The sequence below is a fragment of the Streptomyces sp. NPDC053542 genome, from assembly GCF_044544685.1.
Lineage (GTDB): Bacteria > Actinomycetota > Actinomycetes > Streptomycetales > Streptomycetaceae > Streptomyces.
The window spans coordinates 308,201-333,710 of record NZ_JBITXL010000008.1; the positions used below are offsets into that span (position 1 = coordinate 308,201).

The following is a 25,510-nucleotide window of genomic DNA, read 5'->3' on the forward strand; positions in this document are numbered from 1 at the left end:
TGATGAAGCTCGTGAAGAAGCTCGTGGTGGTCGGCTGGCGGGTGGGCGGATCGGGTCAGGTCACGAAGAAGATCCCCGCATCCGTTCCGGCCGGTGTGTACTCCGCGAGCCGCGCCCGCAGGCTGTCCTCGCGCTGCGGCTGGTACAGGTCGTGGAAGGCGCCCAGTTCGGCACCGTCCTCGGCGGCGCGCCGGCAGCCCTCGCCGGCCGGGCCGTCCGCGCGGTCCGCCGCCAACTGGCCGTAAGCGGGCGTGCCGTACCGCTCGCTGCGCAGCAACGGCCTTACTGAGGCGGCGTCCTCGGGCGCCACCAGGTCCGGCAGGCAGCGGTACCGGCGCGGCGTCCGGGAGCCCGGCGTGACGTAGGAGTACCGGATGCAGCCGAGCTGCCGCCGGGCGACGTGCAGCCGCCCGGTGAAGAGCGAGTTCTCGGCGATCTGCACGGCGTGCACGTGGACTTCGCCGATGACCGTGGTGCGGTGCGCGTGCAGGACCGCGTGCGCGTGCCGGCAGTCCGGCGCGGAGAGCGCCTCGCGGTCGTGCCCGGTGGCGTCCAGGATGCTGTCCCGGATGTGGATCGGCAGCGGGTCGGTGGACACCTCGTCGCCGATGACCTCGATCGTGCCGAGGATCGTCCGGTCGATCTCCACACACGCGGTCGTCCGGTCCAGGACGAGGCTGGGCTCCTCGGGGGAGTGCGGCTCGCACTCCGGCTCCAGCGACCAGCCCGGGACGAGCGTGCAGTGCCGCAGCGCGAGCGCGCCGACCGGGCCCTGGACGTGGAGCCCGCGGCCGGCAATGAGCAGCCCGTCCAGCACCATCCGCGGCCGGTCACCCGCCGCGCAATCGGACTCGCGCGCCCGGATGTTCAGCGCGTCGGGCCGGTTGCTGTACCAGTCCAGCAGCCGGATCACCGGCCGCGTGCCCTCCGCGGCGCGCACCTCCAGCCGGTCGCCCGGGTCCAGGTCGAAGTCCAGCTGCTCCTGGTAGGCGCCGCTGTGTGTGATCTCGATGATCCCGTCGGGGCCGCAGCGCCCCGCCCGGCGGTCGTTCCCCCACTCTCGGTAGGCGTCCATGATCCGCTGGTACGTCTGGCCGGGCCCGACCCGGTACACGGCCGCGTCCGCGGGCGTCTGCCGCTCGCGGAGGTACTCGCCGCCGCCCAGGTCGTCCCCGAAGGCGTAGTGGTACGTCACCCACACGCCCTGGCGCGGGGCCGAGCGCGAGCCGAAGGCGATGCGGCCCAGCTCCGGGTCGACCGCGACCTGGCCGTGCCTGGGCCGGTAGCGCCAGTCGCTGAGGTCGGCGACCACGATGTCGGACGGGTCGACCGGCTCGCGCTGCCCGTCCCGCCAGATCGTGAAGGACTTGCCGGGCCCGTAGTAGTCCGCGAGCCGGTCGTGCAGCTGCCGGCGGCGGACGTACGCCGGGACGTTGTCGATGGTCGCGATGTGGGTGGCCGACGGCTCCGGCTCGGGCTTGGTGACCAGCGGGGTGTCGTTGCCGAGGATGGAGAAGGTGTACAGGTTGCGGGCCCGGTCGATGCAGTACGCGGGCGCCCGCGTCACCGAGTACGGCTTCAGCCGCCACACGTACAGGCCCACTCCGGCGGGGGAGAGGCCGCCCTGGCGGCGGCGCGAGTCGGCCCGGCGGACGTCCGCGGTGCGGGCCGTCGCGCCGAACGGGCCGCCCGCGAGGTCCAGGGCCGCGGAATCCCGCACGTCGACCGACCGGCCGCGCGCGGCCCGCCGCCCGTTGACGGCGGTGGTTCCCGAGCCGTACAGCTTCACCGGCTGGTCGTGCGAGAGCAGCCGGGAGAACTCCACGGCCCGCGCGGGCCAGTTCGCCACCTCGGCGGACAGCTCCTCCAGCAGCGCGAGGGTGCCCTTGCGGCGCCGGTTGGCGACCGTGGACGCCACGTCGCGGCGCGGGGCCAGTGCCTCGGCGAGGCGCCGGCGCGAGGAGTCCGGCAGCCCGCCGTCCTTCAGGCCGGTGGCCAGCACCCGCTCGTATCCGGGCAGCGGCTTGTAGCCCACCAGGTCACCGAGGTACGGCAGCACCCACTCCGCCGCCGTCTCCACGAACCAGTCGTCGTACTGCTGCTCGACCCCGTCGCGTACGAGGTCCACCTGCTCGGCGATCACCGCGAGCAGCGCCCGCAGCGGCTCGCCGTTCTCGGCGTCCCGCAGCCGGTGCCACTGGGGGAGCAGCTCCGCGAGCCCGTCCGGCTCCCTGGACATCACTTGACCTCCGTCAGAATCATGGTGTCGGCGACCTGCGGCGAGAACAGCGCGAGCTGGGCGGGCCGGATGCCGCGGAAGACGCACACCGAACGGCCCTTCGCCAGCGGCCGGGTATCGGTGATGTCCGGGTTCAGGCGCAGCAGTTCGGCGAGCGGGATGCCGTTGCGGGCCGCGACCGAGGAGAGCGATTCGCCCTTCTCGTCGGTGACCCGGTACAGCTGCTCGTCGTAGGTGGCCCGGCGGGCCGGGACCGTGGTCTGCGGGGCCGTCAGCCGCTCGCCGAGCCCGGCCAGGTCGGCGGGCGAGGCGGAGGCCGGTACGCCGGTGAAGGCGTCCACGTCCACGTAGTCCACGCCGGGCACGGACTGGGCGGTGGCCAGCACCTCCGACAGCCGTGCGGGCTGCCCCAGTTCGCGGCCTTCGTAGCCGAGGGTGCGCAGCAGGGCGGCGCGTACCCGCGGTTGGACCGCCGCCCAGGAGTGGTCCGGCGCGACCTTGACCTTGGCGACCAGGAGCAGCAGGACCAGCTCCCGCACGTCGACGCGCACGGGCAGCGCGGCGTCCCCGTACTCGGCGAGTGAGGACCGCAGCGCCTGAAGGACCTCGGCGTCGGCCGCGACCGGGTTGTCGTCCACCCCGGCCACGGTCAGGTGCAGCACCTGCCGCCGCCCGTCGTACAGTTCGGCCGCCGCGGCCCGGCCGATGCCGGCCCGGGAGCGCGCGAAGTCCTCGTAGTCGGGGAGCGAGACCAGCCGGTCCAGGGCCGAGACCGCGAGCGGGACCGTGCGGCGGGTGAGCCCGGGGCCGTCGGCGTCCGCGCCGCCCGTGGCGGGCTGCGGGTTGGTGACGCCGGTGACGCCCAGCGGGCGGGTGATCGCCTGGGTGATGCGGCCGGCCTTGACGTTGGCGGCGCGCCCGGTGCCGAAGCGGTAGCGGGCCCGGACGTTCTCGTGGCCGGTGGGCAGCCGCGCGCCGTGCACGCCGTCGCCGAAGGTCACCGTCGTCCGGCCGTCCCCGGCCGCGCCCAGCACGTACACCCGCTCGCGCGGCCCGCGCCCGGCGAGGCTGTCGACCCGGTGCCACAGCAGCCCGTCCACCCGGATCTCCAGCTCGGGCACCGCGCCCAGCGGATTGTCGTCGGGCAGCCAGGTGAGCGGGGACTGCCACAGCGCGAACGTCTGGTTCGCCTGCTCCGCGTTCCCGCTGCCCAGCGGCTCGTCCCGGCTCTCGCCGTGGGTGGCCGGCACGACGTTGCCCTGGATGCGGACGGTGTCGCGGCGGTACCGGTAGGCGAGGTCGGCGGTGAGCGTGAGGACCGTGTGGACGTGGTCGCCCGGCAGGTTCTCGTCCAGCCGCTGGTCGACCGCGGCGATCACCGCCAGCTCCGTGCCGCGCACCCCGGCCGAGCCGGGGATGTCGGTCCGCTCGCCGGAGACGACGATGTACCGGCCGGGGCGCAGCCCCTCGTACAGGTCGGCCAGCTCCAGCTCGTTGCCGTGCACGTCCTCGCCCAGCGGCTCGTCCGCGCTGCGCAGCGGCTCGCCGCCCGCGTGCACGGTCGTGTCCCGGATCGCCGACAGCACGACGTCGTGCTCGTCCAGCCACGGATCGGCGAGCGTCAGTTCCGTACCGCGCCCGGTGATCCCGAAGTTGGTGTACGCGGCGGTGCGGACGGCCGTCACACGGGTGGTGACGAACGCCAGCTTCTTGTCGCCGGGGATGCCGTCCGGGCCTTCGGCGCCCTTGCGGGGCCGCTGGACGGCGACCCAGCTGCCGACCGTGATGCCGTCCTGCACCGACTCCAGCGGCAGGACGTAGCGGTTGGCGGGCTCGGGGACGGTGGCGATGCCGATCTCCACGGCGGGCGGCTCGCTGCCCGGCGTGCGCCGCACGGTCACCTCGTACTCGCCGTGCCGGACCTGGTGCTTGTCGCCCGGCGCGAGATCCCAGGTCTTGGTGTCGCCGTTGTTGACGGCGACCTCGATCTTCCCGTCCTCGTCGGGGCGGGCCACGAACAGGGAGCGCTCGGGCAGCCCGGCGAGCAGCCGGACGGTGACCCCGGGCTCCTGGGACTCGGTCGGGCGGCGGCCCAGCCAGCTCAGGTCGCGGTCCTGCCCGGTACGGGTGGACACCTGGACCCGCCCGGGACCCAGGTCGAAGGAGTTCTCGGACGGCAGATTCTCCGTGTACTGCACCGAGCTGCCGGTCTCGACGTGCTGGAACTCCGCCTTCACCGGCACCTTGCCGGCCGTGTCGAAGACGATCCGCACGCTGGTCAACACGCCGCCGGTGAGCGGCCAGTCCGCGGTGCGGATCACCCGGCCCGCCTTGTCCTGCACGGGCTTGAGCGGTGCGGTGGCCCCGAAGGGCGCGGACGTCACCCGCATCGCCAGCAGCGCGCGCAGCGCGGCGGGCGTCGCGGGCGCGGCCTGCCGCCACGCCGTGTACATCCCGTCGGACAGCCTCGGGTCCAGCGCGGACAGCAGCCGCGCGGTGAGGTCCGAGCCGGGCGCGAAGAGGCGTCCGGGGTCGCGCGAGACGGCCCGCGCGCCGGACGGGGGACGCACGACACTCGTACGGAGGGCGGGCAGCACGGCGTCCAGGGCCCGCAGCGCGGGCGTGGGCTGCGCGGCCCCGGCCCCGGCTTTCTTGGGCTGCGGCTCCGACGGCGGCACGGTCCGCGCGGGCTCCAAGTCCCCGGCCCGCTCCCGGATTTCCCCGATCACCGCTTCGAGCTGCTCGAACCAGGCCGCGACGTCCTCGTACGGCGCGGCGAGCACCTGCGCCTCGGCCAGCCGCTCGTGCGGCCCGGCCAGCCGCTCGGCGAACGCGGCAGGGGTCTTGGCCGCCTCGCCCTCCAGGTCCTTGCGCAACGGCGCCAGCACCTGCGTGTCGAAGGTCTCGATCAGCTTGCTGACCGGCCGCGGGTTCGGCGTCTCCGCGGTCGGTGGTCCGGGCTCGTCCGGGTCGTCGGGGTCGCCGCCGTCCTCCGGCTCGGTGATCCACTGCTTCAGTTCGCCGACCAGCTCCTTGAGCGTGGGCGGCGCGGACTGCTGCAGCCCGATCGCGGTGACGTCCTCCTCCCGGTCGATGCGCACCCTGGCGACCGGCAGCAGCTGCTGCTCCCTGCCGCCGAAGTCGAAGAGGAGCTGGTCGCCGGTCTGCAAGGAGGTGTTCGTGCCCGAGACGTACAGCTCGGACCGCTTCTTCAGGTCCTCGGCGACCAGCAGCGCGGGCCGTCGCCTGCGGACCTTCAGCTCGTTCCACGCCCAGCGCGCGGTGAGGTCCTCGCTCGTCTCGAAGGTCTGCGACTCCTCGCCGGTGGCCGCCGGCACGCTGTGGCTGCGCGCCCCGCGCGGGATGACGACCGGCAGGTCCTCGGCGCGCGGGTCCTTGTCCAGGGTGTACGCGAGGTGGGTGTCGGCCGCGACGCCGGGCCGCGGCCGGTGCCCGACCAGCCGCCCGAGCAGCGCGAGCGACCGGTGCTCGTTGGCGGTACGCAGGTACCCCTCGTCCGCGATCCGCTCGCTGTGGAAGGTCAGCACGTCACCGAGTACCGCCCAGGCGTCCAGCAGCCCGATCGCGGGATCGTCGGTGGTGCGGACGGTCAGGCCGCGCAGCGCCGGGTAGGCGGGCGAGGCGAGCCGGTCCAGCATGCCGGCCAGGAACGTGCCGTACGTACCGACGCGGTAGTCCAGGGCCGTCCGGGCCGGCGGGTTGTACAGGGCGTCCGGGGCGCGCCGCTCGTCGCTGCCGCCCCCGCAGCCGCAGCCGCACGTGGCGCTCATCGGGTACCCCCGGGCTCTCCGAGGCGGATGGCCAGGCGGCCGTTCTCCGGGCGCTCGGGGTCGTTGTCGCACACGGCGATCTCCAGCGGGCCGAGCCGCAGCACACCGTCCTCCAGTGCTCTGTTGTCGATGGTTCCCTGCGGTGAGAGCCGCTGCAGGCGGGTCACCCGTACGCTCTCCACGCCCGGTACGGCCGCGGCGACCGCGGTGAGACGGCTCAGCCGCACCGGCTCGCCGAACGTCAGCGCGTCCGGGTGGAAGAAGCCGAGGCGCCCGCCGGACAGCCGCCGGCTGCCGAGTACGCGCGTCAACTCCGCGAGAATCCGGCCGTGTTGATGACCGGGCGCCGCGCAGACCTCGATCTCTATGTCCAGCGGCACCGTGCGGGCCGGCTCGACGACCAGGTCGTGCCCGATCCGCCGGTAGCTCTCCAGCGCGTACGCGACGGAGTCCAGCAGCTGGGGCGTGGGCTCGCCGGTGCGCGCCGCGTCGATCGCGATGTGCGCCTCCTGCACGCTGCCGGTCCAGCGGATCTCGGCCGCGGCCCGCTGCACACCGGGCAGCGCGGACGCCAGCTCCGCGTAATCGGCGGCGGTGACGGCTCGTTGGCGGGTGCGCTTGAGGTCGAGCGGCGCGAGCTGCCGTACCTGGTCGACGGGCTCGGGCGCGGCGCCGCCGATCGCGGGCAGCGGATTGCGCACGCCCGCCACCGGCATCGGCTCGCCCCCGTCCGACTCTCCCCCAGTCTCCGACCGGGAGGTGCCCCCAGCATTCGGGCTGAGTACAAGATGGTTGATGGCCTCGGCGCCCACATTGCCCGCCGTGCCGCCGCCCAGCCGGTAGTGCAGCGTGAGCCGGCTGCCGGGCTCCGGGCGCGCGCCGTACCGGCCGTCCCCGAAGCGCAGCGCGATCCGCCCGTCGTCCTCCAGCTCACCCACGAAGTGCCGGTCGCGCGGCCCGCTGTCCAGCAGGTCGCGGCGCGGCTCCCAGGTGTGCTCGCCGTCCTCGATCCGTACGGCGGGGAGCGCGGCCCGGGGATCGGGCGCCAGGCTCGCCGCCGGGCCGTGCAGCACCGGCTCGTCGGGGTGCAGCCCCGCCGCGTACGCCGGGCCCCAGCTGTGCGCGATCTCCCAGGCGATCCGCGCGTCCAGCACCGCGCCGGCCCGCGCCCGCGCGCTCAGCACGTCCAGGCGGCGCAGCTTGGGCGCGAGGAGCCGGTCGGCGCGGTGCAGCAGCTCGCGCAGCGCCCGTACGGGATGCCGGTGCAGCTCGAGGTGGTCCAGCGTCCGCAGCCCGAACAGGACGGTCAGCTCGGAGATCTCCGCCTCCGCCAGCCCGTCGTGGTCCCGGGCGCTGCGCCACAGCTCCACCAGCCGCGCCCGCACCCGCTCCCGTATCCCGGCGAGCCGCTCCGCCTGCCCCGCCGCCACCAGCTCGGGCCGCGGGAACGGCACGGTCTGCGCGACGGGGGAGCGGTGCAGCAGCGGCCGGAAGCGCGGCCGGATGCCCGGGTACACGGACTGCGCGAGCAGCGTGCGCAACGCCTCGGCCTGCGCGTACACCGTCCCCGGCACCACCTTTTCGCGCCGTTGCCCGGCCAGCTCCAGGCCGAGCCCGGCCCGTACGGTCGCCTCCTCGCCGACCACCTCGAACAGCTCACGGATGTCGTCGGCGGTCAGCGCCCGGTGGTGCTTCGTCTTGTCCATCAGGTGCTGGATGGTGCGCGCCGTGACGTTCCCACTGTCCTTGTGGTCGGCGCACCCAAAGGCGGGCGGCTCGCAGGACCCGGTCACGGCCGGTACGGGCGGCACGGTCACCGTCTCCGGCACGCCCTCCGGGCACTCCCCGAAGGTCAGCGACCGCCCGTGGTCGACGAGTACGACATTGCCGCGCGCCACGCTCACGTCGTCCACCGGCGCGCAGTCCGTCCCGCCCCGCGTGGACAGGCACAGCGGGAACGTCAGCGCGTCCTCCTGCGCCCAGGTCACCTCCAGCACCGGCTGCCCGTCGAGCTGGTCGACGGCCGGGGTGACGGAGGTCAGCCGGACGGCCTGCCGGTGAGCCGGGTCCTGGTCGCCGGGCGTGCCCGTGCGCGGACCCTTGACCTCCTCGAAGAGCAGCAGGTCGCCGGGGGAGAGGCGTAGCGAGCGGGTTTCGCAGGCATCGTCCGCCCACTCGTCCCGCAGCGTCGCCGACGTCGCGCCCTTCGGCAGTGCGCACACCTCGTCGCCCCAGGTCCACAGCCGGATGGCGTTGTGCTCCGGACGCAGCCGCAGCGGCGCGTCACCGACCGGCTCGAAGACCTCCACGGACCCGCGCTCGTCCAGTACGGCCAGGTCCCGGTCGTCGATGACGGTCCCGATCTCCGGCCGGTCGCGCGGCCCGTACGTACGGAAGTCCACCGCCGCGAAGCGGAACGTACCGGGCAGCAGCACCTGCTCCCGCACCGTCTCGACGGACACGAACGCCCGCGCGCTGCATCCGTCGTGCATCGGGTAGTCGATCAGCCGCACATGCCGCCGGACGGAGACCCGCCGCCGCGCGGTGTCCAGGTACGCCTCGGTGGCCACGGCATCCTGCTGGTAACTGATCTGATCAGCCGTGTACGCCAGCATCTCGACCAGCGTCATCCCCAGGTCGGCGGGGTTGCGCTCGACCCAGTCCGGCGTGGTCAGCCGCAGCCGGTCCAGGACGAGCCGGCGCAGCGTCTCGTAGTCGCGCGCGGTGTAGTCGATGACGGGGGCGGGCTTGAAGGTGTCCGGGCAGTCCGGCTCTTCCTCGACGCAGTCGAAGGGGCTCGGGCAGTCCGTCCGGAACCGGAAGTCGGCGGCGAAATACCGCTGGTCGAAGCCCTCGTACGGCTCCGTCCCCGGCCGCCCGTACGGATCGGTCTCCACGACCGACAGCCGGTACCGGGACGTGTCCCCGGTGCGGTCGAGGGTGACATGCACGCGATCGTCGAGCTCGGGGTCGTCATCCCGCTCGACGGAGACCTCCAGCGCCTCGATCCCCGTGATCCGCCGCCCGCCGTCGATCCGGAAGTTCTCCGGGCACAGCCCGTGCGGCGCCTTCCCGAGGAACGTGACGGTCAGCGTCACGCCGTCGTCCGCGACCTCCACCCCGTCGATGCCGTTCAGCCGCGCCGCTCTGATCCGCCCGCGCCGCTGGTCGGTACGGCACACCAGCTCACCGCTGATGAGCTGCTGCTCACTCATATCTCGCCCCGCCCCTCGAACACTTCGTCGCGCCTGCTCGCGGTGGAGCGCACCACATAGCGCAGATACACCCGTACGACGTTCTCCTCGTTCACCACGTCGAGCGACTCGACCTCGATCAGATCGCCCAGCCACCGCTGCAACGACGCCTGCACGGAAAGCTCGACGGCGGACGCCAACTCCGGACTGTTGGGCGTAAAAACAAGATCCAGCAGTCCGCAGCCGAAGTCCGGCCGCATGACCCGCTCACCAGGGCTGGTGAACAGCAACTGCTCGATCAGATCCCGCACATGCTCGTCGTGGTCCGAGTGCGCGGTCCGCCCCCGCCGGTCCGTCCGGAACGGAAAAGCGATCTCACTCCGCACTTTCTTCACAGCCCTCATCGGCTGGACACCCCCTGATGGACGGGCGCCACGACCGGCGGGCCCTGCGGCACCAGCCCGGCGCTGAAACACATCGCCGCCGAGGTGTCCAGCAGTACCGGCACCCCGTCGATCCGTACCTCGTCACCGCCGCCGGCCGGCATCCAGCGCACGCTGGTGCACGGCTGCGGGCGGCCGCCGACGGAGTGCGGGCAGCCGCTGACCGTGAAAAGGTCGGCGGCGGTGACGGCGGGCAGGCCGTCGATGCGCACGCCCGTACCGGCGGCCGCGGTGGACACCGCACGGCCGCCGTGCGGGCAGCTGATCACCGCGCCGCCGTGCACGAGATTCCCGTTCCCCACGTCTTCTCGCTCCCCCGTCGTCTCGCTGTCGCTTCCTGATGCATGGCTTCTCGGGTCATCGCTTCTTGGGCACGGTCGTCGCTTCTCGGGTCATCGCTTCTTCGGCACGGTCAGCCGGCCCTCGTTGATGTCGACCTGGTCGCCCTGGAGCAGGATCGACGCTCCCGCCCCGTTGTTGATCTGCACGCCCGCCGCATTGATCCGCACATACGCACCACCCGGCGCCTGCAGCAGAATCCCTTCCTCCGGGACATCGGACAGCACGATCTTGTGATGCCCCTGCGTCTCGATGACCACCGGCTCGGCCCCGGCCCGCGCCCCGGCCTGCGCGTCGACCGGCATCTCCGCCTCCGACCCGTACCAACACCCCGTCCACACCGGGAAGCTGGGATCCCCCTGCTCGAACTCGATCCACACCCCGGCGCCTTCACTCGGGATCACGTACTGCCCCGCCTGCGCACCCGTGAACGGAAAACAGGGCATGGCCCACGTCGACGCCTCGTCCCCGAGCACGTCGGGCACATGGGCGGTGATCCGGCCCATCCGCAAGGGATCGTTGTTGCTCGCCACCCGGCCCCGGAACTTGCCGAGGAAGCGATTGTTCGATGCTGGCGCCATGGTGGCTGCTCCTGGTCGGTCTCTCTGTGGTGATTCGCTGCGGAATTACGGGCGTACGCGGTCGCTGCGGGCGATCAGCCCCTCGCGCGACAGGGTGAAGTTCTGCTGGTAAGACCCCGGCCGGAGGTTATGAGTGACGCTCTTGACGTAGTAATCCCCGTCGTACGTGACCCCCGCGCCTCGCACCCCCACCAACTCCCTGGGCCGGAGCACATATCCGTGCCGATTCACGTCCAACTGGCCCGACCCGCTGATGGCGTCAGCACTCGTGGCGGCCCGCCCCAACGCCTCCGCCTTCGCCAGCGCCTCGTCCTTCTTCGCGGTCCCGCTGAGGGTCTTCCGCTTCAACGCGGGCGAGGCGCGCCGCCCCAACGGCGGCCGCAGCGGACTGATATCGGGCTGGGCGAGCAAGGGCGCGCGCCGCGTCACAGGGTCCTGCACACGCGCCTGCGGCTCTTCCCTCGCCGTCCCGTCATAGGCGAACGTCAACTGATCCACAGTCGAGTTCACATCCATATTCACGTTCAAGGCATGCTGCCGCTGCCCGAGCCGCTGCTCGGGCCCCCAGAAGGCAGTCGACCGCCCCGGCACCGGCCCCGGATCCAGGTAGAACGTGTAGCCGTTCGCCCGCGCCAGCTCATTCACATACTGCAGATCGGTGCCGGTCTGGTAGTCGACGCGCGCTTGCTCCCGCGGCGGCTGCGGCACCTGCTCCCGAATGATCCGCGCATCGATCCCGTAATCCGCGTACTTCCCCAGAATCCTCTCCACCCGCTGCGACGGTGCCAGATTCGGATACCGATCCGTCCGCTCCTCAAGGTCCATGAGCAGCGTCAGATCCTCCCCCGTGACCGTCAGGGTGGTCTGCCCGGGCTGGTTACTGGCCCCGACCTCCTGCCGCACGATGAGCCCGTCCAGCAGCACCACGGGCGTCCCCTTGACCGCAACGGTCAAAATCACCCGAGTCTTAGGATCAAAAAACCCCTCGGGCAGCAGCCGCTGAATAATGGCGCCCTTCTTGGTGAGGTCGAACGCAAGCTGAAACCCGCTCCTCTCACCCGCCGTACTGGTGATCTGCGCGGACAGCAGCGCCTCCGTCACCTCCTGCGGCACCAGCCGGGCCAACTTGGGCCCCATGTACAGCGACACATGAATGGGCCCGCCCCCGACGGGCAGATCATCAGCCATTCCGCACCCCCGGCCCGCCCATGCCCCCGGGGAACCCACCGGGCAACGGCACGGCTATCTGTTCTCCCGGTTCATCGGTCAACTCGTCCGGCGCCAGCACGGGATTGGCATCGGCAACCCGCCACCACTGCCCCGAATCCCCGAAATACCGCTGCCCGAGCTGATCGGCCCGCTCCCCGGCACTGACGGTATGCGGCGAGGTCTCGTCCGCGTCGTGGTCGAGCGGCGGCAACAACCGCCGCTTGGCATACTTCACTTCGGTACCGTCCGCGGCCCGATGCACCCCGATCTCCACATCGTGATACCGACTGCTCCGGGGATACGGATGAGCCCCCGGCACATCGTCCAACGCACTCTCATACGGCTCGATCACGTTCAGATCCCTCCCCCGAGCCCAAGCTGCGCCAAGCTCCCGGCCCGCGCCCGCCGCGCCAACTGCTCCTTCTGCGCGAGGTGAGCCAGGTACAACTCAGCCCCCCGATGCCCGGCCGGCAGATCACTCACCGTCAAAATCTTCATCCCAATGGACAGCGAAGCCCGAATCGGATTCAGATTCACATCAAACGCCGACTCATTGACGGACAACTCCGTCAACCTGACCGGCATCACCCGCTTGCTCCCCCAAGTGAAAAGCGTCAACGGCATCTCAATGGGACTGATCTCAATAGTCCCCTTCTTGCTGAGCTTGGAGGCGGCACGCAGCTGCGCAGTGGTCGGCTGCACCAGCATCTCCAACACGGCCAACTGCGGATGAATCCCATCGGGCGCAGCCACATCCAACTGATCCGTGGCATCAATCTCCGCAGTAAACTTCCACGTCTCCTGCGCCGGCCCCTTGAGCCGCAACGCCTCATTCCGATCCCCACCACTGTCCCCGCCACCCCCACCGCCTTCCCCACCGGCAGCCTGAGGCGCGACGGAGCGCTCGAGCGTGTCCGGGTTGAACTGCAGGACGATGATCCGCTGGGGGGTGCCACGCTCGGGGTCGACGATGACTATTCCGGAGCGAATGGGCTTGGGTATGTCGGCGTAGGTGGTCATGCGCGCTCCTCGAGGCGGGCCCGAAGGTCCGAGTAGTCGTAATCAGGAAAGAGTCGCGGAAAGACCTCCAGCATCTCTTTGAGGCCGTTCACAAGAGGCGTGAATCCTGGATGGCCGTATCCCGCGTCGCAGAACAAGTACTGCCATCCGATCGTTCCTTTGGTGACGAGGAGCGTGTCCAGATAGGTTCCATAATCCAGGTCCATCTCCATGGCTCCGTCGCGCATGTCGAAGAACCAGATCTCGGGGTCCGTGGTTCCGGGGGTGGCACGCAGGGCCGCCAGCCGGCCGGAGCCGCTGCGGGGCGTGTCGTCGAAGATCCTCAGCTCGCTGTGGAGTTCGCGTTCCTCGTCGTCCTTGCCCTCCCAGATGACGTCCAATTGTTTCTCGACCACGCTGCGGTACACATGAGTCAGGCAGAACTCGCCGACGAGTTCTGATTCGGGATTCGAGGATTGCCAGAATGCTTCGATCTCGTTGTGCCGAAAGAACTTCTCTCGGATTTTGTCGGAGAGCGGGAGTTCGTGCCGGCGAGTCATGTTTCTGAAGACGCGATCCACGTCGTCCAAAGGCGTGGAAATGACTCCGAATTCGGCCGTCAGTACCTCAAGTTCTGAGCACTGTGCGATCTCTTCCATGGCTTTTGCGCACAGGCCCTCGTAGGCGAACTCGACACTGTCTTCGTTCTTTGTCACGACTTTTAGCTCCAGTCGACTTTAAGATCGTCGTCCAGCTTTTTGAGGCTCCTGAGCAGGAGGCCGAGCTCTGGCATGGCGCCCTTTTTCTTGCTGTCCTTGAGGTCCCACATCAGATCCTCGACCTGGGTGTAGCTGGTGAATGTTTCGCCCTTCTCCTTCAGCGCTCCGCGCACGTCGATGAGGTGGTCGGCAATGCTCCTCTTGACGCCTAGCATGTCCTCCAGGTTCTGATGGCCGGCGTGATTGATTGCCAGCATGCCTTCTTCGTCCTCGGACGGCGGTTTGGGGGACTGGTTGTACTGCTTCTCTGCAGTTTTTCTCGGTGTCCAGTCGCCCTTGTTCTTTCCGGAGGTGCCGGGAGTCGGGTCGTATCCTCCGTACTTCGCCTGTATGTGGCTGGGGAAATTGGGGAAGTTCGCGTGATTGAACTCCACCTTGGTCTCGTACCAGATGATTCTGTGCGATTTCGGGATGGCGTGATAGGCGATGTCCTCGATGTTGTTCAAGAACGCGATATTGGTCGAGGGGCCACGGGCGGGGACCAGGTTGTTCCCCGTTGCCTTGCCTCCCAGGCGCTCCGGGAGCAGGTGCATCTTCACCCAGGCGGCGCCTTGGCTCAGCTTTTTTGACGTGACATAGTTCCATCCGGGCGGCTGCCCGTTCGGGCCCTTCTTCGCCTTGCTGGCGTCCTCTCCCTGGCCGCCGAAGATGGTTTTGGAGGGCGTCCCGAGGAAGTCCGAGCGATACTCTTCTGTCCCGCGTTTGGTTGTTGCAGGGTTGCTGAAGTCCTGGAAACCCGGGGATTTATGGTATTCCGCGGGCGTGGGAATGTCGTAGTACTTTCGCTGGCTGGCGGCATTGCTGAACTTCTGCATCTCCTCCCGGAGTTTCGCCAGCCGGTCCGCCCTTTCTTTCTTCTTGGTTTCGCTTTCCTTCGCCTGCGTCCTCGTCGGGATTCCCTTCTGGGTCGTTTTCGCCTTCGTGTACCAGTTATTGGCTTCCGCGAGGAGCTTCTGCTGCTTCTTTGTGTCAGGGTCGTCCGCCGCCTCCCCTATGTCCCGCTGCCAGTCGGCGGTGAACGCCGGCACCTCTTGCGGCGTGCTGTGGATATAGAGGGGCGCATGCGGTCCCCGGCCGTGGAACGACAGCGTGTGTGCTTCGCCGTCCTCCACGTCGCGGAACCGCACCTTCGGCAGGTCGACTTCCTTTGTGCTGTTGTCCTCGCGTTTGCGGTCGCGCCGGCGGTTTCGCCGGCGACTGCGATCGCGCCGCAGCCGGTCGCGGCGGCGGCGCCACTGGTCGCGCAGGCGGTGTGTGCGGTTGTTGAGTTTGCGGCCCAGTTTGCGGCCCTTGCCGAAGAGGCGGCGGGCGGCGCGGCGGGCTCTGTTCACCGCGGACTTGATGGTCTGGCGTGCTCGGCGGAGCTTGCGGCGGGTGCGGGACTCGGGCTTGCGCGGCCGCTTCTTGGTGCTGACCTTTTTCTTGCCGTCCTTGTCGCGGTCCTTGTCGTGGCCCTTGTCGTCGTGCTTCTGCTTCTTCTTGCGAAGCAGGTCCTCGGTCCTGTCCTTGTCGCGGTCCCGCTTCCTGTCCAGGTGGCGGCCATCGGGGCGGCGCTTCTTGCGGAGGGTGTCGCGAGCCGGGCCGCGACGGGGCTTGCCGGGGCGTGCCTTGTCTTCGTCGTGCTGCTTGCGCTTCGCGTCGTTCGCGCGGCGGCGGGCCGCGTTGACCTCACGTCCGTCGTCGCGGCGCTCGTGCTCGTCCGGCTTCTTTTTCGACTTCGGCTTGGACTGCTGAGTGGGGTGCGGCTTCTTTTCGGGGGAGGGACGCTTCCCCGGTCGCGGGCCCTGCTCCGGACGGGAGGTCTTGTCCGGGGAGGGCTTGCGGGGGGCCGGGCGCTGGCCCGGCTTGTCGGTCTGGCCGGGCTCGCCCGGCTTCTCGGCCTGGCGGGGCCGAGCGGGCTGGGCAGTCTGCCCCGGCCGGTCGGCCGGTCCGTGCTGGTTGTTGTGCCCGGGGCCCTCGTTCTGCCCGGGACGGTTGTTCTGGGCGGGTGCGCCGGGCGTGCCGGGCCCGTCGGAGCCGCCGTCGGGCCGCTTCTTCTTGCGCAGGTTCTTGAGCATGTCGCCGAGCTTGCGGGTCACACCGCCCATGAACCTGCTGACGCCCTCGATCAGGAACTGGTAGATGAGCTCCAGGAGGGCGACGACACCGGCCGCGACGGCCTTTGCGAAGGGGCGTGCGCCGTTGCCGCTCTTGACGGACTTGAGGAAGTCCATGAAGAGACCGAAGGCGGCGAGGATCTCGCTCAGCGCTCCCCAGGCCGTCTGGAGGGCGTCGATGATGGTCATGACCCATCCCGCACCCGGGATCAGCTTGGCGACGACCTTCTCCATCACCATCACGCCGATGATGACGGGGAGTTGGGGGAGCGCCTCGTCCCAGGCCATCTGGCCCATCTCCTTGGCGCTCACCCCGCCGCTGATCAGTTCCTGGAAATCCTCCATCGGGATGCCGATGATTTCCTGGACCTTCTGGTTGAACCACTCCTTGACGGCGGCCTTGATCTCGTCGAAGAGATATTCCTTGGCGCCCGTCTCGGCGGCGGCTCCGGCCTTGCTGATCCAGCCGCCCGGGTCGGAGACGATGTCGTTGAAGATGGCGGCCCACTCGCCGAGCCCCGCGACCACCGCCTGCCCGAATTCCACCGCCTTGACCGTGACGGTCTCCGCGACCTCGACGGCGGCGTTCAGCCCGGTCTCCAGCATGTCCAGCCCGGCGATCAGGGCGCTGCACAGGCCGTCGAGCAGCTTGCCGGCGACATCCTTGAGCGCGTCGGCGGCCTCGTTGACCTTCTTGACGGCATAGTCACGGCCGGCGTTGATGGTGTTGCGCCACTTGTCGCGCATCGCCGGGTATTCGGCGAGCATTTCGTCGCCGAAGGCGATCAGCGCGTCGGCGAAGTCATTGATCTGCTTGACGACCCAGTTGCGCACGTCGTCAATGAGTTTGAAGACCTCGCGCTTGAACTTGTCGATCAGATCGGTGACGGCCTTGCGCGCCCGCTCGAAGAAGTTCTTGATGTCGTTCTTGAGGTTCTCCCACCACTGCTTGAGGCTGTCGAGGAACCCGCCGTCCCCCTTCTCGGCCTCCTTCTTCTTGTCCTCCTGCTTCTTCTCCGCGTCCTTCTCCGCACGGTCCTGCTCGTCGTCGACCTTCTTGTTGTCGTCCTCGGTGCGCTTGTCGACGTCCTTGTCGGTCTGCTCGTTCTTGTCGTCGATGTCCTTACGGACCTTGTCGTACTTCTTGCCCTTCTTGTCGTCGATCTCCGCGACCTTGTCGTCCTGCTCCTTACGCCACTTGCCGCGTGCGTCGGCGATGGTGGACCGGCCCTTTTCGCGCTCGCCCGCCTGCTTCTTGCTGCTGGCGTCGACCTCGCGCTTCAGGTCCTGGTCGTGCTTCTGCTTGTCGTCCTTGGCCCGCTTGTCCTTGTCCTTGCGCTCCTGGCCCATCTTCTGATGGCCCTCGGTGAAACCGGCCTGGATCTGCGGACCGCGATCGTGCTCGGCCACGGCGGAGGCGGACTCGACCGGCACGCCGCCACCGGGCCCCTTGCCCGCACCGCCGCCCTTCTGCCCGGCCTTCTTCTTCCCGCCGGGGACCTTGCCGGTCAGCGTCTCCGAAGGGACGTCCGGATAGATCTGGTCCTCGCCCATCGGCCGGGCCGCGTCCTCGCGGCCGGCCTGGTGCAGCTCGGTCTTCCGCTCGTCGAGTTTCTGCCCCTGCTCGTCCGTACGCGCCGGGTCCGAGTCGTCCTGGAGCGGCACGCCGGGCGCGTCGCCCACCTTCGCGCCCTTGAGGCCGTCGTCCGACTTGGGCAGATCCATGATCGAGTCGATCAAGTCGTCGAACGGGAAGATCTTCTTGAGCAGCGCGCCGCCGATTGTCAGGAGGATGTCCCACCAGCTCGGCTCCGGTACGTCGGCGCCGGGCGGCTTCCCCTCCGGCCGCTGCTCGCCGTTGATCTCGGGCGTCTTGCCCTTGGCCGCGTCGGTACGGGCGACCTTGGCGTTGGTGTATGTCCCCGGAGCTGCGGGCGTGGGACCGCCCGGCACCGTCCGCGGTGACCCGGTCGGGCGCTCCGTCTTCGGCGGGCCCTTGTGCAGCGCCGCCCGTTCCTTGCCGACCGAGTTGCTCACCGCGCTGTTGACGCCCTTGAAAGTTTCGAGCATCTGGTACGGCTTGAGCTTCGCCACCGTGGCCAGCCCGGCCTCGGGCGTGCTCTTGGAAACGTCGGGCGCCGGCGCGTCCTTCTTGGGCTTCGCCGCACCGGACGTGGCCCGGCCGCCCCCGCGGCCACCGCCCCGGGCGGGTGCCGGGGCCGTGCGGCCACCACTCCCGCCACCACCGCGCCGGACGTTCTTGGCCGCCTGCCGGGCCGTCTGGCGCTGCTTGGGGGTGGCCGCTGCCTTCGGCCGCGCGGCCGGCTTTCCCGGCCCGGGCTTCGCGGCCTGCCCGGCCGCGGGGGTGCCGCCCTGCGCGGCGCCGCCCTTGGCTCCCGCCGCGGCCGACGGAGCGGCCGTCCCCTTGCCCGGTGAGAGCTTCGGCGCGAACGCGGGACCCGCCGCCGAGACCTTGTCCGGACCGGCGTCCGGACCCGGTACGGTCGCGGGCCCCTTCCCTTCGGTAACGGCCTTCCCCTGAGCGGCGTCCGTGGAGCCGGCCGCGGCCTTGTCCTCCGAGGCACCCTTCGTACCGGCGGTCTGCTCCGCGGACGTCTCGTCCTGGGACTTCTCGCCCGTGTCCGAGGCCGCGCCGCCCGACGCCTTGTCCTCGTCCTTGCCGGCGGCCGGCCCGCTCGTCGATCCGCCCGCCGGGGCGGCCTCCGCGGCGGACCCGGCGCCCGAGCCCGTACCGGTATCCGTACCGGACTTCTCGCCGGATCCGCTCGACGGCTTCGTGTCCTTGTCCGCCGAGCCGCTCGTGCTCTTCCCGTCACCGGAACCCGCGGCAGTACCCGAATCCGACCCCGCGGCGGCCCCCGTAGCGGACTCCGAAGACGAACCGGCCGCCTGCTTGCGCGCGTCCTCGTCGGCCTTCGACAGCCGGTCCGGTGCCGTGGTGTCGCCGCCGGTTCCGGACGCCGACCCGCCCGTACCGCCCTCGGTGTGACGGGCCTCCTGGTCCCGCCGCTTCGCCTCGGCGTCTTCCTTCCGTTCCGCGGCGAGCTGCTTCTCCTCTTCGGCGTCCTCGGGGTCCGCCGGGTCCGAACTCTGCTCGCCGGACTCCTCGCCGACCTTGTCCTCGGCTTTCTCGTCAGGCTCGGGCCCGATCTCCTGCTCGATCGACTTATCGGTCTCCAGGTCGGCAGCGAGCCGGTCGTCGGCCTCCTGCTTCTCCTCGGGGGAGCGGCTCCCGGACCCGCCGGGCCCGTCCGCCGCCCGTCGCGCGGCTTCGTCCGTCTGGTCCTTGTCGACCGGGGAATCGAGCACGCCGGGCGGGCCGGACCGCTTGCCGGCGGCCGAGTCGTTCTGGCGCTGCTGCTTCGCGTCGGACGCGGCGGATCCGTTCAGGCCGTCCTCGGAAGGATCACCCTCGGCGCCCGAGGAGTCGGCCTCCTCCTCGTCCGCCAAGTCCGGATCGTCGGCCGCGTCTTCCTCGTCCTCCGCGCCGTCCTCATCGTCCTCGTCGAGCTCCGCCGAGTCCTCCTCGAGGCCCAACGGCTCGTCGTCGGCGTCCTCTTCGTTCTCGGGGTCGCCCTTGCCGCGCCGCTCGTCGGGGTCGGCAGCGGTCCGCTCCTTCTCGCCGGGCTCCGCCGCGCTCTTGTCCAGTGCCTCCGGGTCGGAACTGCTGTCCTTGGCGGCCGCGTCCTCGCGCTCCTCCCCGGCACCCCGCGACTCCGCGTCCGCGGCAGCGGGCCCGTCCTCCGTCTGCTCCGGGGCGTCCTCTTCCTGGCCCCGGGCCGCGCTCTCCTCGTCCTTCTGGGCGGCCTGCTGGGCGGCGTCCTTGTCCTGCTGGTTCGCCTGGGCCTGCTCCGTCTGCCGGGCCGAAGCCGCTCCGGTGTCCTGCCCGGCGGGCCGCTCCGCCGACGACCTGGCCCCCGCAGCGGAAGCCTTCCCCGTGCCGGTGCCTCCTGCTGCCGACTGCCCGCCCCGTTCCGGCGCACCGTCCCCCGCGGGATCGGCGTCCTTGCGCTGCTGGGCCCGCTTGCGGCGGCCGTCGCTCTCCTTCTCGTCCTTCTTGCGCTTGTCGCGCGCGGCGGCAGCCGCGCTCGCCCGTTCCTGCCCGATGACCTCCATCTCATCGGGAACGGGCTCGGGTGCCACGGCCGGCTCCAGCGGGAGCGGTCCCTCCTCGACTTCCTCGACCAGGTCCAGCAACCGGTCGAGATCGGGGGTGGACAGCCGTACCTCCAGGCGGTCCAGCACGGACTCCTGCACCTGCGGCGCCATCCGCGCCAGCTGCAGGCGCACGCGGCGCGAACGGTCCTCCGGGTCGCCTCGGAGCGAGCGGAGCAGACCGTTGGCCAGCCGGTCCACCAGCGTGGCCGGGTCGACCTGCTCCATACGGGAACGATCCGCGTCCACCGTCGCGTACCGGAGCCAGCCCGGCGTGGCCCGGCCCTCCTCGATTTCGGCGGCGGGCTCTTCCGTCCGTACGGAATCCTGCAGCGCACCCAGTACGGAGGACTGCGCCGCGGACTCCGCCTCCCGCTCGATCGTCTCCTGGGGGAGGGATACGGAGCCCAGGTCGCGGCCGGCGCGGAGGGCGCCCAGGCCGTGCGGGTTCTGGACCGTGTGCAGGAGCTCATGGGCCAGCAGGCGTTGGCCGTCGGCCGTGCCCGGGCGGTAGGCGCCCTCGCGGAAGAAGATGTCCTGGCCCACGGCGAAGGCGTCGGCGCCCATCAGCTCCGCCAGCTGCCCGGACTCGCGGTCCGTGTGCAGGCGGACCTGGCTGAAGTCGTGGCCGAGCTGCTCTTCGAGCTCGCGGCGGACGCTCAGGTCGAGCGGCTGACCGGCGCCGCTGACGATGTCCTTCGGCTCCGGGGTGCGGGACTTGGCGTTGCGTTCCCTGCGCTTGCGGCGCTTTTCGGCGGCGGTGGACTGGCTGGTGTCCTGGGACGAGGAGTGCGTACTCATCGGGGTTCACCTCGTCCGGTCAGGCCCGCGTGGACCGAGCGGGCCAGGGCCTCGCCCAGGCGGGCGGGGGACGTTGTACGGGGGAGGGGCGGTAGGCCGGCGAGGGCGTCGAGGTGTACGGGTGTGCCGTCGGAGGCCAGGGGCACACCGCGGTCCCCCACCAGCCGCGTGAGTTCGCGCTGGAAGGACGTCATGAGACGGTCCGGGTCGACGCGAGAGTCGAAGCCGTCCAGGACCAGTTCCCCGATGTCGATCCGGAAAGAAGGTTGCGGCTCGTGCTCGTTCAGACCCATCCGTGGACCTCCGACGGGGTCAAGGAGCGTTCCAGCTTCAGGTATTCGGTGCGGGCCGCCGCCAGCATGTGGCGCATCTGGAGGTGGTCGCCCTCCTCGGCGGCGAGGAAGGCCCCGGAGAGGGCGATGTTGCGGATCGAGCCGCCGGCGACCGTCAGCTGTGCGAGCAGCGCCGGGTCGATGCCCTTCGTGGGGGCCTGGGGCGGCAGGACGCGGCGCCAGATTTCGGCGCGCTCGCGCTCGCCCGGGAAGGGGAAGTCGACGACGAAGCGGATGCGGCGCATGAAGGCCGAGTCGAGGGCCTTCTTCATGTTGGTGGTGAGGACGGCGAGGCCCCGGTATGCCTCCATGCGCATGAGGAGGTAGCTGACTTCGAGGTTGGCGTAGCGGTCGTGGCTGTCTTTTACCTCGCTGCGCTTGCCGAAGAGGGCGTCCGCCTCGTCGAAGAGCAGCAGGGCGCCGCCCCGCTCCGCCGCGTCGAAGACCCGGCTGAGGTTCTTCTCGGTTTCGCCGATGTATTTGCTGACGACCTGGGACAGGTCGATGATGAAGAGGTCGAGGCCCAGTTCCTTGGCCATGACTTCGGCGGCCAGGGTCTTGCCGGTGCCGGAGCCGCCCGCGAAGAGAGCGGTGACGCCGAGGCCGCTGCGCAGGGCCTTGGCGAAGCCCCAGTCCTGGTAGACCGTGCTGCGCCGGCGTACGTGCGCGACGATCTCCTGGAGGATGCGCAGCTGGCGGTCGGCGAGTACCAGGTCGTCCCAGCCGGCGCGCGGTTCGATGCGGCGGCCCAGTTCGTCCAGGCCCATCCGGGCCTCGGTGAGGCCGGCCTGCCAGGCGAGTTCCGCGCCGTCCAGCACGTCGGAGTGCGGCAGGTCGCGGCGTACGGTCGCGGCGGCCTGGCGCACGACGTGCGGGGGGAGCTGGAACTGTGCGACGAGGGACTGGAGGTGGCGGTCGGTCACCTCGGGGACGTCGGCGAAGGCGTCCGTCCAGAGGGTGAGGTGTTCCTCGTCGGAGAGTTTGGGGACGGTGACGCGTTCGCCGCGGGGGCGGCCGGTCCGGCGCGGGTCCTGGCTGGAGACGACCAGCGGTACGGCGGCGCCCGCGATGAACGCGTCGGCGGCCGCGTGCTGTTCGCGGTCCAGCTCGCCGGCCTCGATCAGGAGGGCGGCGGGGAGCAGGATCGCCTCGCGCTGCCAGAGCCGGGCGAGGCGGTCGCGTTCGGCGGCGTCGGTGGGGATGTCGTCGGCCGCCATGGAGTACAGGCCGAGGCCGGACCGGCGGGCCGCGGTGGCCGCGATGTCGGCGCGGGTGCGCAGGTCGGCGCCGACCAGCTCTACGCGGAGGGGCGCTTCGGGGCCCGCGCCGGACCAGCCTGCCGCGACGCGGTCGGCGGCCGCGTCGTACGAGGGAGGGAGGGACGCGGGCGCGGTGGTGCGGCTGAGCAGGCCGTGCAGCCTGGCGTCCAGGTACGGCGTGCCGACCAGGAAGTGCAGGATGCGCTCGTCCAGGCGGAGCCGGCTGGTGGTCAGCCGCGTCTCGTCGTCCAGCTCGATCAGGCGCCAGCGGCGGAGCGGCGCCACGGGCGTGAGGGCGCTCCAGTGCGGGTCGCCGAGGGCGGCCAGGGCGAGGGAGAACGTCGGGTACGTACGGGTGGGGTCGCCGCTCGCCGCGGCGCAGCGGGCAGCGGTGGTGGGGTCGAGCTCGGCCGCGGCGGCGAGCAGGACGAGCTCCTGCTCGAAGGCGCTGAGGCCGAAGCAGGTGGCGAGTGCGTCGAGGGTGGCGACGCCGGGGTGGGTGGCGACGCCGGGGCTGGTGGGAGCGGGCTCGACGGCCGTACCGGGCACGCGTACGGCACCGGCGCCCGCCTCGCCCTCGGCTCCCGCCTCGTCCCCGGCTCCCGCCTCGCCCCCGGCTCCCGCCCCCTCGGCCGTTGCCGCCGCTCCCCGGACCCGCGCGGCATGGGCGTCCACGCGCGCCAGTACGGACCGTACGGCCGCCGCCAGCGCGCCGCCGTCCGCCGTACCGGTTCCCTTGCGCTCGCCCATGTCCTCGGTTCCCCCCGCTTCGCGCACCCGCCTCAGCTCTCCTTGCCGTCGTCCGTACGTGTGGCGCCCTTGGCGCCGCCGGTCGCCTTGCGGGTCCGGGTGCGCGAACGTGCGGGCGTGGTACCGGACTTCGCGTCGCTCTGGGCGTCCGCCCGCCTGGCCGGAGCGGGAGCGGGCGCCGCCGCCTTCTTCGCGGGCTTCCCGGCCGCCTCGGAAGGCGCCTCGGAACGCGTCTCCGCACGCGTCTCGGAAGCCGCCTCCGTAGGCGTCCCCGAACGCGCCTCGGAAGGCGCCTCGCGCCGAGCCGGCGCATCCCCCCGTACCGACGCCTCCGGCGGCACCGGCGGCGCAGGCGGCACAGGCGCCCCCGGCGCCCCGAACGGCAGCACCCGTACCTCCGGCCTCCGGACCGGCTTGGCCGCTGCCGGCTTCTCGTGGCCGTCCAGCAGGACCAGCGACGCCTGGTACACCACCGACAGGGCGTACGGCGTGTTGTGCAGCATCCCCCACAGCTTCGAGGTCTCGTCGACGTCCATCTGGGTGGGCGTGAAGCGGACCTTCTGCAGGGACTCCGCGAGGTCGCTGCCGTCCAGGTACGGGCGCTGCGCCGCCTCCGCGATCAGCTCCTTGGGCAGGACGGGGATCTCGTGCAGCGTGCGTACGACGCTGCCGATCAGGCGCTGCCCGACCAGCTCCGTCTCCTCGCCGTACGCGCTGATCACGTAGTGCAGGTCCAGCGCCGCCGCCGACCGCTTCAGCAGCGTGCCGTCGGGGGCGCGGGTGACCAGGTCGTTGTTGCGCATGGAGGGGTTGTGCGTGACCTGGTAGCAGAAGACGGTGAGCGTCGGGTCCGTCGGCGGGTCGGCCGGCGGCTTGCGGGTCTCCACCGAGACGGCCATGTCGATCTCGGGGTGCAGATTGTGTTCGATCAGCAGCGCAAGGGCCTGGGTGACCGTCGCGACGGCGAGTGCGTTGCTCATGAGTTCAGTCCCGGTGAAGTCCGTGAAGTCGTCGTGGCCATGCGCGTCAGCTCGTCCTCTCCCCGCGAGCCAGGTAGTCGGCGAGGCTCAGGGCCGGCCCCCGGCGGTCGGCGCGGCCCGCCCGTGCGCCCGTCGCCGGCCGGTCCGGGCCGGCCGCGCTGACCTCCAGCCGCCCGATCTGTACGTGCACGACGCGCTCGGCCGGCCGCTGCCCGCGCCGCCCGGCGGCCGCGGCGCGTGCCGTGTCGCGGGCCGCGGGCACCTCCGTACGGGGGCGCAGCGCGGGCGCCACGGCGCGCCGGGCGGCGTCCGTTTCCGCGCGCACCGGCGTGGCCGCGGGCCGGGGCGCCCCCGGCTCCTCCGGACGGCCGCCCGCACGCCGCGTACCGGTGCGCTGCCCCTCGGGTGCGGCGGGCCGCGGGCCCGCTTCCGGCCGGGCGGCGGGCCGCAGCAGCGGGGCCGTCGGCGGTACGGGCCGCTCGGCGGGCTCCACGGCGGACGGGCGCGCGGGTTCGGGCCGCAGCACGGTCGTCTCCCGTTCGGTGGTTCTCAACACGCGTTCAACAACGCCCCGTTCGGGGGGAGCGGCCGGCGGGGCGGCGTGCGGGTACCGCGCGGCCGGGGCGTGCGGCTCGGCGGGCGCGCCGCCCAGTGCCTCGATGCGCTCGAAGGGGCCGGGGAGCCTCGGCTGTACGCGCGTGCGCCGGGCCGCCCCCGTACCACCGCCGGGCGCGCCCGGCACCGCGTACCGCGCCACCAGCCGCCCCAAGTAGTCGTCAGACATCTGCGCACAGCTCCAGGTAGTAGCGGCGCCGCAGCGGGCTGAGCGCCAGGATCTCGGGCTCGCTCCAGCCGTAGGCGGAGGCGAGCAGGTGGACGTCCAGGAGCACGTCACGCGCCCAGGCGTCCAGTTCGGTCCACAGGTACGCGGCGATGTCCAGCTCGGCCGGGGTGGCCGCGCCGCACTCGGGGCAGGCGATGTTCAGCGTCACCTCGGCGCCGGGGTCGGCCTGCTCGACCGCCTCGGCGAACCGTTTCAGTACCGCCTCCGGCAGCCGGGCGCACTCCTCCTCCGTCGCCGTACGGCCGTTCCGTACCGCCGTGAGCACGCAGCGCGCGCCCAGCAGCCGCCGGGCGTCCGCCGCGTCCGTGGCGGCGGCCGCGGCCTCGGTGAGGTCGGCGACGGCGGGCAGCCGGAACGTCACCGACCAGCCGTCCTCGGCGACCCGCAGGCCGTCCTCGGGCGGCGCGGGCCGGACCGCGCCCAGCTCGGCCGCGTCCAGCTCGAACTCCAGCACCTCGCCGCACTCCGGGTCCGCGCACGCCAGCTTGACCTGCATGCGGTCGCCGAAGAGCGCGCGGCGCAGCGCGAACAGGTCGGCGGCCCGTTCCCCGGCCGGCACCGACAGCAGTGCGTCGGTGCCGGCCTCGGGGCGGGCGGCGCGGTGCAGCAGCAGGGCACGGCCGCTGTCCTGGAGGGCCAGCCCGGCCTCCCAGGTGGCCAGCAGCTCAGCGGGCCCGGTGACCGCCATTCCTCACCTC

At 71.4% G+C, this 25,510-nt stretch carries 16 protein-coding genes; all 16 read right to left on the reverse strand.

What is annotated here, in order from left to right; translation table 11 throughout:
- Window positions 1-55: 55 nt before the first annotated feature.
- The 16 genes from ACIGXO_RS24055 to ACIGXO_RS24130 all read right to left on the reverse strand — a co-directional run bounded on the left by ACIGXO_RS24055 (window position 56) and on the right by ACIGXO_RS24130 (window position 25,500).
- Window positions 56-2,239 carry a hypothetical protein gene (locus ACIGXO_RS24055; protein ID WP_399790369.1) on the reverse strand — a complete coding sequence of 728 codons (2,184 nt, stop codon included), beginning with the start codon at window positions 2,237-2,239 and terminating at the stop codon, window positions 56-58.
- A complete protein-coding gene (locus ACIGXO_RS24060) occupies window positions 2,239-6,030 on the reverse strand; it encodes a putative baseplate assembly protein (RefSeq protein ID WP_399790371.1) in 3,792 nt (1,263 codons plus the stop codon). Before ACIGXO_RS24060 ends, ACIGXO_RS24055 begins: the two co-directional genes overlap by 1 nt.
- Window positions 6,027-9,245, reverse strand: a complete 3,219-nt coding sequence (locus ACIGXO_RS24065) for a putative baseplate assembly protein (protein ID WP_399790374.1) — start codon at window positions 9,243-9,245, stop codon at window positions 6,027-6,029. Before ACIGXO_RS24065 ends, ACIGXO_RS24060 begins: the two co-directional genes overlap by 4 nt.
- Window positions 9,242-9,628: a GPW/gp25 family protein gene (locus tag ACIGXO_RS24070; RefSeq protein ID WP_399790376.1), complete on the reverse strand. Its 387-nt coding sequence runs from the start codon at window positions 9,626-9,628 to the stop codon at window positions 9,242-9,244. The genes ACIGXO_RS24065 and ACIGXO_RS24070 overlap by 4 nt, the downstream gene beginning before the upstream one ends.
- Window positions 9,625-9,969 carry a hypothetical protein gene (locus ACIGXO_RS24075; protein WP_030254228.1) on the reverse strand — a complete coding sequence of 115 codons (345 nt, stop codon included), beginning with the start codon at window positions 9,967-9,969 and terminating at the stop codon, window positions 9,625-9,627. The genes ACIGXO_RS24070 and ACIGXO_RS24075 overlap by 4 nt, the downstream gene beginning before the upstream one ends.
- A 90-nt stretch (window positions 9,970-10,059) precedes the next feature.
- Window positions 10,060-10,587: a phage baseplate assembly protein V gene (locus tag ACIGXO_RS24080; protein ID WP_399790379.1), complete on the reverse strand. Its 528-nt coding sequence runs from the start codon at window positions 10,585-10,587 to the stop codon at window positions 10,060-10,062.
- 45 nt (window positions 10,588-10,632) lie between these two features.
- Window positions 10,633-11,775 (reverse strand): hypothetical protein, encoded by a 1,143-nt coding sequence (locus ACIGXO_RS24085; protein WP_399790382.1) that lies wholly within the window; start codon window positions 11,773-11,775, stop codon window positions 10,633-10,635.
- On the reverse strand, window positions 11,768-12,148 hold the full coding sequence (locus tag ACIGXO_RS24090; RefSeq protein ID WP_399790384.1) for a hypothetical protein: 381 nt from the start codon (window positions 12,146-12,148) through the stop codon (window positions 11,768-11,770). The genes ACIGXO_RS24085 and ACIGXO_RS24090 overlap by 8 nt, the downstream gene beginning before the upstream one ends.
- 2 nt (window positions 12,149-12,150) lie before the next feature.
- A complete protein-coding gene (locus tag ACIGXO_RS24095; RefSeq protein WP_399790387.1) occupies window positions 12,151-12,816 on the reverse strand; it encodes a hypothetical protein in 666 nt (221 codons plus the stop codon).
- A complete protein-coding gene (locus tag ACIGXO_RS24100; RefSeq protein ID WP_399790390.1) occupies window positions 12,813-13,511 on the reverse strand; it encodes a hypothetical protein in 699 nt (232 codons plus the stop codon). Before ACIGXO_RS24100 ends, ACIGXO_RS24095 begins: the two co-directional genes overlap by 4 nt.
- Before the next feature lie 5 nt (window positions 13,512-13,516).
- Window positions 13,517-20,647 (reverse strand): DUF4157 domain-containing protein, encoded by a 7,131-nt coding sequence (locus ACIGXO_RS24105; protein ID WP_399790392.1) that lies wholly within the window; start codon window positions 20,645-20,647, stop codon window positions 13,517-13,519.
- Window positions 20,644-20,940, reverse strand: a complete 297-nt coding sequence (locus ACIGXO_RS24110; RefSeq protein ID WP_399790394.1) for a hypothetical protein — start codon at window positions 20,938-20,940, stop codon at window positions 20,644-20,646. The genes ACIGXO_RS24105 and ACIGXO_RS24110 overlap by 4 nt, the downstream gene beginning before the upstream one ends.
- Complete coding sequence (locus ACIGXO_RS24115; RefSeq protein ID WP_399790650.1) at window positions 20,931-22,988, reverse strand: ATP-binding protein; 2,058 nt, start codon at window positions 22,986-22,988, stop codon at window positions 20,931-20,933. The genes ACIGXO_RS24110 and ACIGXO_RS24115 overlap by 10 nt, the downstream gene beginning before the upstream one ends.
- Window positions 22,989-23,020: 32 nt before the next feature.
- Window positions 23,021-23,968 carry a DUF4255 domain-containing protein gene (locus tag ACIGXO_RS24120; protein WP_399790397.1) on the reverse strand — a complete coding sequence of 316 codons (948 nt, stop codon included), beginning with the start codon at window positions 23,966-23,968 and terminating at the stop codon, window positions 23,021-23,023.
- Window positions 23,969-24,014: 46 nt separating this feature from the next.
- A complete protein-coding gene (locus ACIGXO_RS24125) occupies window positions 24,015-24,752 on the reverse strand; it encodes a hypothetical protein (RefSeq protein ID WP_399790400.1) in 738 nt (245 codons plus the stop codon).
- Window positions 24,745-25,500 carry a hypothetical protein gene (locus ACIGXO_RS24130; RefSeq protein WP_399790403.1) on the reverse strand — a complete coding sequence of 252 codons (756 nt, stop codon included), beginning with the start codon at window positions 25,498-25,500 and terminating at the stop codon, window positions 24,745-24,747. Before ACIGXO_RS24130 ends, ACIGXO_RS24125 begins: the two co-directional genes overlap by 8 nt.
- Window positions 25,501-25,510: the final 10 nt, after the last annotated feature.